We start from the raw sequence: 11,151 nt of genomic DNA on the forward strand, positions 1-11,151 counted from the left end.
CCCTGGAGGAGGCGGACTTCTCAAAGGCATCCTCGTTCGCGAGCGCGTTCCTCTTCGGTCGAGCGTGGCCTCGCCCCCGACCGGAGACACCCAATGAAGGCACTGTGCTGGCACGGCAAGGGCGACATCCGCTGCGACACGGTTCCAGATCCGCGGATCGAGGACGCGCGCGACATCATCCTCAAGGTGACGTCCTGTGCCATCTGCGGCTCGGACCTCCACCTGATGGACGGCCAGATGCCGACCATGGAGGCCGGCGACGTGCTCGGCCACGAGTTCATGGGTGAGGTCGTCGAGGTCGGCCCCGGCTTCACCAAGTTCAAGAAGGGTGACCGCGTCGTCGTCCCGTTCAACATCAGTTGTGGCGAATGCCGGCAGTGCCGGCTCGGGAACTGGTCGGTCTGCGAGCGCTCGAACCGCAACGGCGAGATGGCGGCGGCGCAGTTCGGCTACCCGACCGCGGGCCTGTTCGGGTACTCGCACCTTACCGGCGGCTATGCCGGGGGGCAGGCCGAATACGTGCGCGTGCCGATGGCGGACGTGGCGCCGATGCTGGCGCCCGAGGGCGTGGACGACGAGTCGCTGCTGTTCCTCACCGACATCCTGCCCACCGGCTGGCAGGGCGCCGAGCATTGCGAGATCAAGGGCGGCGAGGTCATCGCGGTCTGGGGCGCGGGGCCGGTCGGCCTGTTCGCGATCCAGTCGGCCAAGATCATGGGGGCCGAGCGCATCATCGCCATCGACACGGTGCCGGAGCGCCTCGCGCTGGCCCGCACCTACGGCGCGACCGACATCATCGACTACGCGAAGGAAGACGTGTTCGAGCGGATCAAGGAGATCAGCAAGGGCGAGGGCGCCGACGGCGTCATCGACTGCGTCGGAATGGAGGCCAGCGCCGGCCATGGCGTCGCCAGCCTCGTCAACACGATCCAGGAGAAGCTCACCTCGACCGAGCGGCCCTACGCCCTGATGGAGGCGATCAAGGCGGTGCGCCCCTGCGGCATCGTCTCGGTGCCCGGCGTCTACGGCGGCCCGATCCCGGTCAACATGGGCATGATCGTTCAGAAGGGCCTGACCATGAAGAGTGGGCAGACCCACGTGAAGCGCTACCTGGAGACGCTGACCAAGCTGATCCAGGAGGGGAAAATCGACATGACGTCGATGATCACCCACCGCTCCACCAACCTCGCCGACGGGCCGGACCTCTACAAGACGTTCCGGGACAAGAAGGACGGTTGCGTGAAGGTCGTGTTCCACCCGAACTGAGCGATTGCGTCGATCCTCTTCAACTCATGCATCCAGGATCCTCGTCATGTTTGGTGGGATATGGATGCCAACGGAACGAAACAGATGGATCTCGGAATCAAAGGGCGGGTCGCCGTCGTCACGGGCGCCAAGTCGGGCATGGGTCGCTCGACCGCGGAGCATCTTCTGCGCGAGGGCGTTCACGTCGTCCTCACCGACAAGGAAGGCCCGGAGTTGGAGGCGACCGCCGCGGAACTGGCGGCGCTGGGTCAGGTCCGCGCCGTCCAGGCCGACCTCAGTGAGGCCAAGGGGATCGAGGTGCTCGCGGCCTTCGCCAACATGGCCTTCGACGACAAGCCGACCATTCTCGTTTGCGCCGCCGGCATCACCGGCGCGTCCGGGGACTTCCTCGAACTGACCGACGACGACTGGCTGGAGGCGATACAGACCGACCTCATGGCCGGGGTGCGCGCGACCAGGGCCTTCATCCCGCACATGCGCAAGGCGGGTTGGGGCCGGGTCGTGCTGTTCTCCTCGGAGGACGCTGTGCAGCCCTACATCGAGGAACTCCCCTATGCGGCCGCGAAGGCCGGCGTCCTGAACCTCGCGAAGGGACTGTCGAAGGCCTACGGGCCGGACGGCGTGCTGGTGAACGCGGTCGGGCCGGCCTTCATCGCCACACCGATGACCGACGCGCAGATGGAAAAGAAGTCGAAGGAGAAGGGCATCTCCTTCGATGAGGCAATCCAGAAGACGCTGGACGAGGAGCGTCCGGGCATCGTTGCCAAACGCCGCGGCAAGGCCGAGGAAGTCGCCGCGGCGGTGACGTTCCTCTGCTCCGAGCGGGCCAGCTTCATCACCGGCGAGTTTCTGCGGGTTGACGGTGGCTCCGTTTTGACCATGGGGGCATAAGAAGACCAGCGGTCCAGCGGTCCAGGCAAAACCCTCCACGAAGGTTCACGCAGCCTGTTGTTACCGGTCAATGATCGGTCTTCTTCGGCCAATTGCCGAGTGGCCGCATTTCCATTTCTGCCCGGAAAGCGGACCGACGGAAAACCACCCATTGCAGACCGTACCTATGGGTACCACCCGCCGGATTTCGGCCGCGAGATGTACCAGAAGCCGGCCACCAAGATGCTGCCGGGTTGAGGATTAATGGCAACGATGATCGCAAATAACGCCAAGCGAATTAGGCCGCCGCTCGTGCATCGAAACGCTCGAGCCGCATTTCCCTCTCGGTCCGTGGTAGCACGATCAGGCCGTCGACGCCGATCGAAGCGCGCTTGATCACGGTTTTGAAGCCGTACCCAACGACGTAGCGCTCCTCGGTCTCGATCCGACTGATATGCATCCGCAGAAGTTCGTGATTTCCGCGAATGTAGATGTGCATAAGATCGGCGAAGTGATCTTCTATGCTACCGGCAAAACGTCGATCGCGGTGATACAGAGCGGCGACGTGCAGGTGCAGCCCGTCGTTGACCCGCACCTCGTCGAGTAACACCTTCTCCTGCTTGGCGACGGGGTAGTCGGGCGAAGCGATCCAAATCGGCAGTTTGCCGTGATTGGCGGGCGCGTGCGGCCGGCGGAACAGGCGGCTCAGGTGGGTGGCGTACACCCGGTACACCTCGTGTTCCATCACCCGCAACTTAGCCGCTTCGGATCCAGGGATTTGCTTGAACATCAGGGTGATGAGGTAGCCCTCCCATCCTGCATCCATCTTTTCCTTGAAGTATGTACCCCAGGCTTCGATGTAGGCTTTGCGAGTGGTGAGGCTGTTGGTATCAGGCATCGTCATTTCAGCTATTCCTTATTCCCATCAAGCAATAGGCCGCCATATACACAGCAGGTCTGCAGTGCATTGGTTCGTCTGATAAAGTAGGTTGGGCGCAGCGGGCACTTCCACGCGTTGCTTTGGCCTACGTTTTCAATTGGCTTTTACGAGTTTATCGAAGCCTGCTTCTTGGCCTCACGATTGCGATGTCAGATATCGCGACAAAGCCGTGAAGGCGGGGGGGGGGGCATCATCCGGCAGCTGATCGCGGAGTTCTCGGCCGATGCGGGCCGGGTCTAGGTCGCGAACCCATAACGGTTGGCGCGGTTGAGGCGCGGCGCCGTTAGGCCTCTGAGCAGGAGGGCCTTGATGGCGCGGTTTGACCTAACGGATGCGGAGTGGGCGGTGATCGAGCCGCTGTTGCCGACAGACGTGCGCGGCAAGGAGCGCGTGGATGACCGGCGGGTGCTCAACGGGATCTTCTGGCGGCTGCGCACGGGTGCACCCTGGGCCGACATCCCGGCGCGCTACGGCCCGCATACGACCTGCGGCAACCGCTTTCGACGCTGGCGCAAGCGCGGCATCTGGGATCGGCTTCTGGACGCCGTGTCAAAGGCTTACGAGGGCGACCTGCAGATGATCGACGCCACCAGCGTGCGGGTGCACCAGCATGCCGCCTGCGCCCAAAAAAAGACGGCCGATCCGGTGGCATGGGTCGCTCGCGTGGCGGCCTGACGAGCAAGATCCACGCGCTGGTGGATGCCGAGGGCCGTCCCGTGGCCCTCAAGATCACGGAAGGCCAAGCGCATGACGGCCGTTCGGCGGCCGACATGCTGGGCGGGTTGGGTGCAGGTCAGATCCTGCTGGGTGACCGGGCCTACGACAGTGATGCGCGGCGAGCACAGATGGCCGAGCAGGGGGCGTGGGCAAACGTGAGGCCGATGCCCAACCGCAAGCAGGTGCTGGCCTTCAGCCCGTTCCTGTATAAGTACCGCAACCTGGTTGAGCGCTTCTTCAGCAAGATCAAGCACTTCCGAGCCGTCGCTACCCGCTACGACAAGGATCCCGACAACTTCCTGGCCAGCGTCAAACTCGCAGCCCTCCGGGTCTGGCTGCGTGCCTTATGAGTCCGCGACCTAGGCCGCCGGTCGCTCGGCCGGCGGCGCCGCGGCGATCCTAGCGGCGACTTATCCGGACCTGTTCGCGGCGGTGGCGTGCATCCCGGGCTGACCTGCGGCGCGGCCTGCGACGTGCCCTCGGCCTTCGCGGCGATGGGGGGAGGGCGCCGGCGCGTCCGGTGGGAAGCGGCACGCCGTCCCCACGACTGTGTTCTACGGCGTCGGCGACAAGACCGTGAACGTGGCCAATGGCGATCGAGCGGCCGCGCAGGGACCGTCCGGGGCTGATCTCGCTCAGGCGGTGAGCGACGAGCGGATGCCGGACGGCGTGGCCTACACCCGCACGGTGCACACGGACCCGTCGGATCGGGCGGTACTGGAGAAATGGGTCCTCCACCGGGCCGGCCACGCATGGTCGGGCGGCGATCCAGTAGGGTCGTTCACCGACGCGCGGCCCGGACGCGAGCCGGGAAATGGTGTGGTTCTTCCTGGCGCATTCTGGAGTGGGGAACGCCACAACGCGGTGAGGTCCACCGAGGGAGGGGCTCAAAGATCCACTCCCTAGTAGCAGTGCTTGCGAGCGCCCGAGGGATGTCGTGAGCAATCGCATCCGGCCATCTGCTGCACCGGGTGCAAGGCCCCATCCTGTCCTCCATGGCGAGATCGAGGGAAGCAGCGTGCCATGCCGGCCGCGTCGATCGTCAGCGTGTCGCTTGGTCGAGGGCTTTTCCCGCGTCGCGCACGGCTGGCTTGACGACGTCCCGGCCGTGCTTCAGCGCCGTGCGCGTCTTGGCGGTCACTTCCTGAACGCGGAGTTGACCTGCTCGGCGACCTCCTTCATCGCGCCTTGGACCATGCCGCGAAATTCCTTAGTGTGCATCTGCACTCCGCTGCGATCAGTCGATCTAGCTAAAAATTGGGAAGGGGGCGCGAATTGCGCGCCCGCGATGACGAAAGGCTAACCTGGCTTTCGACCTTTCCACCTCCAATGGCGGCTACTCTTGTAACGAATTACCCATTCGGCAGTTTTTTCAATATCATCACGGAACAGCCTCATGCCTGTGGCTGGGATCATTCGTTCTTTCTTCACTACCGATCCGAGCTCGGCCATACGAGCAAGGCATGCATTTGCGGCATCGAAGAGAGAGGCATCTTCCGGAATACGCACGGCACCTAATATGGCTTTGACAACCACAGCTCGCTCGAATTTATACGGAGCCTTGATAGGATCAAACAGATTCCAACCCACTTCTTTAGCACAGAAACGCAGTCCCCTTAAGCTTCTGATCCATATCGTTATGTGTCCTTCTTGCAGATCGAGCCCCTCTGCGCGCACAACTGGCACAGGCCACTCAATCTCACTTATAGACTCGGCCAGCACGCACACTCTCGCGTCGCTGTAACCCTTGTGCGATCCTCCATCGATCAGAAATACGTCGATCCGGATGCGCAGTGTATCAGATGCGAACATCTCATTCTCCTTGGGTCTCGGCTTTATGGACCCACAGGAATTTTACGAGCTGATTCCGCATCATCGACAATATCTGCAAACCATCGTTCTGTTGCACAGGAACAGATGTCAATTCGGGAATACTATTCAGGATAATATTGCTCTGCGTGCCCCTTACTTCGTGCCTCTAGCCGAACGGCGGCTCGTAAAAGCCTGATGGCGGCAACATAGCTGCCCAATATCAGGAGCACACAATGCATTTGTCCGGGCAGAATCTTCTAAGCTACGCAGGATGGACTTGGGGCAGGAGGCAGGTGGCGCGAAGCCAAATCCGCAAATTCCTCAATCAGCGAGTACTTAACCAATTGGGCTGTGGTACCAGAGTCGGTCGGATGCAAATTGTTATCGGGATCATGGCCGAATATCTGCTGCGCATGAGCAATCGAGATATCGCTGTGTCCGTGCTGTGTGACGTTTTGGAAGAGGTTCGAAACGGTCCTGAGATGTACGAACCTGAGAAAGACAGCGAGTTTCGGTAGGGATGTGCATTTGGGCTCGTAGCTCCTGATGCGAGGAGCGGCCAGTAGCCGATGATCGGCCGCTGGCCGTCCAAAACCGGATTTCGGGAAGGTGGCTCCGAACAGGCCGAGTTGCACGACGCATGTGGGCGAGGCGAGGCCGAACGGGTCTTCGTGATCGTGCATCATCGGGGAGGTTCAGCTTGCGTCCACGTTGCAGCGATCTGAGCTGAAGCGATGGGCGATGCATGAAGAACCTCGCACAACCAAGGGGTGATTTTTCAGTGTCCGCCGTGCAACCCTCGACGTTTCGAGCCATTCATCCCTTGGTTGTTAACGCAAATCAGTTGGGTCGGAGGGATGCAGGGAAGCATCTTCCGGTACGGGAGTTGGATGGAGCAGATTGGATACGTCTACAAAGGCGGCATTGACGGTGTCGATAACCCGCTCCTAAATGCCGTTGCCTACGGCCTCGCGCAAATGCTGCCGATCGAGGAGTGCGAGGACTGGCCCCAGCCGTTGCTGGAACTGCTTGCCCGCCTTGAGCTGCCGGATACCGAGGAGCCGACTCCCACCCCGCTGGTCGTGGTAGTCGGACGTTGCCCGACCATGGTGGAGCAAGCTGCCACGCTGTTGCGCGCGAGTGCGCTGAACGTCGAATGCTGTGATACCGGCGAGGAAGCTTTGCAGGCCCTGCGGCAGCGAAGTGGCGAGGTCGCGCTGGTGGTCGCCGATCAGCAGCTCACCGGCACGCTTGACGGGTTCGGCCTCATCCAGGTGCTGCACCAATCATGGCCCGGGATTCCCATCATTCTGGCAACCGAGGGCTACCAACAGCCGCGCCTGCCACCAGCAGTCACTATGCTTCCGAAGCCGTGGCTGCCCCTCGCATTACTGGTCGAGACCCACCGGGCTGTACAGGTCGCCTCGCGCTTCAGTCATTGACGAAGTGCGATCAGCACCACGGTTTGGACCCAGTCGAGTGCGTCTTCAGGACCTGGCCCGAGTCGACATTGAGTTCGTCCGTGCCTTGTGCGATGGCGATGCCGATTGCAATCGCGTGCTTGTAAGTGTGCCCGTGTGCGTCGGGCCTGCCGCTCACGAGACCGCCAGCCATGCCGGCTCCATCCCTAGACCTTCCGACAGGCCGGGCACGCTCAGGTCGCCACGGCGAGGCGCATGAAGCTTATCACGCTCGCAAACCTGGCAAAGGCCGCCCCGAGCCCCATCGCCACGGCTGGTCCGTGTGCCTCCGCGATCGCGAAGCAGGCTGCGACGAGTGCGGCGCCCAAGGTCTGGCCGAGAAGCCGCGCCGTGGCGACGATGCCGCTCGCCCCGCCTGAGCGGGTCGGCGGCGCACTGGTCATGATGGCACGCAGGTTCGGGGCCTGGAAAAAGCCGAAACCGGCCCCGCAGACCGCCATCCGCCAGGTGATGTTTGCGACGCTCGGGTCCGCCGGCAACAGTGCGAGCAGCCCCATGCCGAGCGCAAGCCCGGCGAGCCCGATCCCACCGAGCAGGCCGGGGGCGTAGCGATCCGAGAGGCGCCCGGCCACCGGCGCCATCAGCGCGACCACGACCGGCCAAGGGGTCATTAGGAAGCCGGTCTCGACTTGCGAGCGGCCCAGCGTGTGCTGGAACAGGAACGGCAGCGAGACGAAGGCGAGCCCTTGCGCCGCGAACGAGCACACCGCGGTCAGGGCCGACAACGCGAACAGCGGACGTGCCAGGAGATCGGCGGCCAGCATCGGCGCCGGGTGCCCGGCTTGACGTCGCAGGAGCAGCGTGAAGCAGGCGAGCGCCGCGCCTATCTCCAAGAGGATGCGCCAGAGCGGTCCCTCGTGTACGGCCTCGCCCAACCCAAGCACGAGGAGCGCGAACGCGGCGGCGTTGAGCAGCGCGCCGGCGACGTCGAAGCTGTGCCCGGAGCGTCCGGTCTCCGGCAGCGCGGTCCAGGCCACGGCGAGGGCGCCGAGGCCGATCGGCACGTTGACGGCGAACAGCCAGTGCCAGGGTGCGGCCAGCAGGATCAGCGATGCTACGGTCGGGCCGACCGCGAAGCCGACGAAGACGACGAAGGCGTTGAGCCCGACGCCGCGGCCGAGCTGATGCGCGGGGTAGATGAAGCGGATCAGCGCGATGTTGACGGCCATCAAGGCGCTGGCCCCGATCCCCTGGAGCACGCGCGCGGCGACCAGCGTCGGCAGGGACCAGGCCAGGGCGCAGACGAGCGAGGCGCCAATGAACAGGATGAGGCCCGCGACGTAGATCCGGCGCTGCCCGACGATCTCACCAAGTGCTGCGATCGGCAGTAGCGTCGCCACGACCGCGAGCTGGTAGGCGTTCACGATCCAGACCGATGCGCCGGGATCGACCCCGAGGTCAGCGGCGATGGTGGGCAGCGCCGTGTTGGCGATGGCAGTGTCGAGCGTGGCGAGCGCCACCCCGGTGAGCACCGCAGCCATCGCTCGTCCGCGTTGACCCAGCGGCAGCCCATCGTGAGCTATCGCGGTCGGCTTCAGGGTCGTGACAGACATGCGGCGGGACGGTCTCGCGTTTCGAACTGACCTCGGACTGCGCCGCCTGCCGCGCCTTGGCAATCACGCGGTGCCATCACCTCTGCGCGAGAGGGCGCCACAATTTCTCCGCTGGGGAGGAGATGGCGACCCAAATGCATCGAGCATCCCAGCCGCGGTCTCGGCCCCGGCTTCGCGACCTAGCGGCCGAAATCTGACGCTTGATACCCCTCACGAGCTCCGAACTAGGTTGGTAGTAATCCTTCCCTCCACCACACCTACACGATCGCGCAAGGCAACGATTGGGACGCACCGTTGCGGCGTCCGCTCGCACCTTCGGGCACCGCGACTCGGCCAAGCGCACCTTGACAAATAGGAATATAATCTGATAAATAGGTGGTGGGCCGCCGCTTCGTGGCCTTCATCGAGGGCCGTTATGAGGCACCCACCAGCCACGCTTATGCCGGACCGCCGAGGTCGATCACCCGGCCTTCTGCACTGGCCTCAGCCATCCGCAACCATCCCGAGGGGGTCTCATCCGAGGCCCCCTTCGCATTTCTGGAGCCTGCCATGACCGCAGCCACCGCTACAAAGTCCAAGGGCGCACTCACCCCGGCCGAGAGCCCGCTCGCCAAGCCGATCCCGAGCCTCGTCGTATTCGGCGCCGACAGGGGCGGCAAACCCCACGCGGCTTGGTTTCCCACCCCGGACGTGAGCTTGGCCACGAAAGCCGCCGAGACCATCGGGTTTCGCGCCCTCGCATTGTGTGACGACGCCCAGCGCTCGGCCGCCGCTGAGCTGCCGCAGGGCCGGGTGTTCAGCTCGGGCCGCGCGTACGTGCCGTTCGTCGCAAAGGAGGTCTACGAGCGCCTGCAAGCCCTCGCCGGAGGATCTACGGGATCCACCATCGCAAGCATCAGGTTGGCCGCGCAGAGCCCTGGGAAGCCCGCTGGCGGCGACGATAGTTGCTTCGGCGGGTCAAGCCCGGTGGATCCACGCTACCCGCGCAGCTGGGCCGGCATCGCGATCGGCAGCTTGGTGCTGATCACCGAGGGCGAGGAAGACGGTTGGTACGAGGCGGTGGTCGTCGCCTCGAAGCCGGGCGGCGAGTTCACGCTTCAATGGCGCGATTGGCCGGATCTGCCGCTGCTGATGCGCCGGCGCGACGAGATGGCCTTGCTGCACCCCAACGCCGCCGCTGCAGCGGAAGCCTGAACTCGACACAGATATGCAAACTAGCCGGCAAAGCTTGACCGTTTTGCCGGCTGGAATGCTTCGGCACGGCGTGAGCCAGTACTCAAAGCGCCATGTGGGTATGCTGACGATCGTGGTAGCTTTTTCAAAGCTGCCTTTAGCCGATCGCCGACCACGGCTGGCGCAGGTTGAACCGTCAACGTTGAGCGGCCGCCCGCGAGCAGACATTCTGCAATGCGCCCATCCCGGTCATTCAGATGGCTTTGACGACGTCCCGTAAGCGGACGCTACCGGCTGCGATCGGCTATTCGCACAAGGGCATGCTACGGAACGTCGGTGTGTAGATCGGCGTTGAAGCCGGGCCCCAGCTAAAACCAAGATAGCGTATTGATATTATTGGCAGAAGCAAAAGAGGAGCGGGATCTCGGGCGGCGCCGATTTGGACCCCGCCTCTAAATGGAAATCTTTTGTTTGATGAGGACGTTACCATCCTTCCGGAAGGAGTCCCGGATCGGCGCTTATCTGCACTTCAGCCTGTCGGTAATTCCGAGTGATCCCATCCAGCGAGCGCTAGCCAGCGACACCGGTTATTCTGTCGCGCAGCACAGATTTCATTCTGGGAATGTTGATCCGGAAATTGGTTCTTGGATCAACGAGGAGCGATGCGGCTCTGTCTCTGTCTCTCGGAAGCATGCTTGTAGCAGCGGTCTGCGCTATCGCACTACCCATCGCCGTTCTTCCCTCTTTCGATCACTTCTTTCGCTTATGAGCTGATAAGTGGACACATCAGCGCTTCAACAGGTCAGGCTGAGTTCAATCTAATGGGAGGACGCCGCGATGGAATTCGTGGTCATGATTGCGGGCGTGTTGGGCGCCGGGGCGACAATGGTGTTCATGCTGCCGAAACTCGACTGGCTGTTCTCGTGGTGATTAGCGGTCCCGTGCATGGGTTCGCTCGTGCTCCGACCCGATCGCACTCGTTCGGTGGCGTCATCCTCGGATCTGTAGGTCATGCCCTCCGGCCGATAGCCTGCGGACAGATCACGCCGCCTTCAGATGCCGTCGCAGCCAGCGGCTCGCATCTTCCAGAGTGGGGAAGGTAGGGACCCTCTGCCCTTGCAGTCGACCAAACCCTGCCTCCATGAACCAGCCCCCGCGATCATCGTGCTCCGGCCCTTCGAGGCGCACCAGAACCGCCACGAGCAGGCCATTGGCGATCACCAGCATGCCTTCCCGGTCCGGGCTGTTGGTGTCGACCGCAATCGGCTGAAGCTGCAGCACGAGCAGCGTCTCGACGTTGCCCCGCCCAGACATCGTCTAGCCCTCCTGGGCTCGACCG

At 63.3% G+C, this 11,151-nt stretch carries 8 protein-coding genes and 2 pseudogenes; 6 read left to right on the top strand and 4 right to left on the bottom strand.

Translation table 11 applies throughout. From position 1 onward, the window contains the following. The first annotated feature begins 93 nt into the window (after window positions 1-93). Together MKK82_RS13315 and MKK82_RS13320 are read left to right on the top strand one after the other, a co-directional pair. Entirely contained in the window at window positions 94-1,266 is a 1,173-nt protein-coding gene (locus MKK82_RS13315) for a zinc-dependent alcohol dehydrogenase (RefSeq protein WP_243986022.1), read from the top strand. A gap of 84 nt (window positions 1,267-1,350) precedes the next feature. Further along, the gene (locus MKK82_RS13320; RefSeq protein ID WP_243986023.1) at window positions 1,351-2,157 is read left to right on the top strand and encodes an SDR family NAD(P)-dependent oxidoreductase; all 807 of its coding nucleotides are present in this window, start codon (window positions 1,351-1,353) and stop codon (window positions 2,155-2,157) included. 277 nt (window positions 2,158-2,434) lie between these two features. Here MKK82_RS13320 and MKK82_RS13325 read toward each other — a convergent pair whose 3' ends face one another. Next, window positions 2,435-3,034 carry a hypothetical protein gene (locus MKK82_RS13325; protein ID WP_243986025.1) on the bottom strand — a complete coding sequence of 200 codons (600 nt, stop codon included), beginning with the start codon at window positions 3,032-3,034 and terminating at the stop codon, window positions 2,435-2,437. A gap of 351 nt (window positions 3,035-3,385) precedes the next feature. On the opposite strand from MKK82_RS13325, the pseudogene MKK82_RS13330 reads away from it, so the two are divergent. Then, window positions 3,386-4,143 (top strand): annotated as a pseudogene (locus tag MKK82_RS13330) (IS5 family transposase). A gap of 16 nt (window positions 4,144-4,159) precedes the next feature. Then, window positions 4,160-4,661 (top strand): annotated as a pseudogene (locus tag MKK82_RS34415) (alpha/beta hydrolase family esterase); the annotation flags it as partial. 431 nt (window positions 4,662-5,092) lie between these two features. Here MKK82_RS34415 and MKK82_RS13335 read toward each other — a convergent pair. Beyond that, window positions 5,093-5,605, bottom strand: a complete 513-nt coding sequence (locus MKK82_RS13335; protein WP_243986026.1) for a hypothetical protein — start codon at window positions 5,603-5,605, stop codon at window positions 5,093-5,095. A gap of 890 nt (window positions 5,606-6,495) precedes the next feature. Here MKK82_RS13335 and MKK82_RS13340 point away from each other — a divergent pair. Beyond that, a complete protein-coding gene (locus tag MKK82_RS13340; RefSeq protein WP_243986028.1) occupies window positions 6,496-7,047 on the top strand; it encodes a response regulator in 552 nt (183 codons plus the stop codon). Between the two features lie 212 nt (window positions 7,048-7,259). Here the strand turns inward: MKK82_RS13340 and MKK82_RS13345 are convergent, their stop codons facing one another. Further along, the gene (locus MKK82_RS13345; RefSeq protein WP_243986029.1) at window positions 7,260-8,639 is read right to left on the bottom strand and encodes an MFS transporter; all 1,380 of its coding nucleotides are present in this window, start codon (window positions 8,637-8,639) and stop codon (window positions 7,260-7,262) included. A gap of 549 nt (window positions 8,640-9,188) precedes the next feature. On the opposite strand from MKK82_RS13345, the gene MKK82_RS13350 reads away from it, so the two are divergent. After that, window positions 9,189-9,833, top strand: coding sequence for a hypothetical protein (locus MKK82_RS13350; RefSeq protein WP_243986030.1), 645 nt, complete (start codon window positions 9,189-9,191; stop codon window positions 9,831-9,833). Window positions 9,834-10,853: 1,020 nt separating this feature from the next. On the opposite strand, the gene MKK82_RS13355 is transcribed toward MKK82_RS13350, so the two are convergent. After that, complete coding sequence (locus MKK82_RS13355) at window positions 10,854-11,126, bottom strand: hypothetical protein (RefSeq protein ID WP_243986031.1); 273 nt, start codon at window positions 11,124-11,126, stop codon at window positions 10,854-10,856. Window positions 11,127-11,151 lie beyond the last annotated feature (25 nt).

This window comes from Methylobacterium sp. E-046, assembly GCF_022829625.1.
Taxonomy (GTDB): domain Bacteria; phylum Pseudomonadota; class Alphaproteobacteria; order Rhizobiales; family Beijerinckiaceae; genus Methylobacterium; species Methylobacterium longum.

Excerpts from the sequence above, each read along its gene's own strand:
- MKK82_RS13355 (WP_243986031.1), bottom strand. The coding sequence starts at position 11,126 with ATGTCTGGGCGGGGCAACGTCGAGACGCTGCTCGTGCTGCAGCTTCAG.
- MKK82_RS13340 (WP_243986028.1), top strand. The coding sequence starts at position 6,496 with ATGGAGCAGATTGGATACGTCTACAAAGGCGGCATTGACGGTGTCGAT.
- MKK82_RS13320 (WP_243986023.1), top strand. The coding sequence starts at position 1,351 with ATGGATCTCGGAATCAAAGGGCGGGTCGCCGTCGTCACGGGCGCCAAG.
- MKK82_RS13335 (WP_243986026.1), bottom strand. The coding sequence starts at position 5,605 with ATGTTCGCATCTGATACACTGCGCATCCGGATCGACGTATTTCTGATC.
- MKK82_RS13325 (WP_243986025.1), bottom strand. The coding sequence starts at position 3,034 with ATGCCTGATACCAACAGCCTCACCACTCGCAAAGCCTACATCGAAGCC.
- MKK82_RS13345 (WP_243986029.1), bottom strand. The coding sequence starts at position 8,639 with ATGTCTGTCACGACCCTGAAGCCGACCGCGATAGCTCACGATGGGCTG.
- MKK82_RS13350 (WP_243986030.1), top strand. The coding sequence starts at position 9,189 with ATGACCGCAGCCACCGCTACAAAGTCCAAGGGCGCACTCACCCCGGCC.
- MKK82_RS13315 (WP_243986022.1), top strand. The coding sequence starts at position 94 with ATGAAGGCACTGTGCTGGCACGGCAAGGGCGACATCCGCTGCGACACG.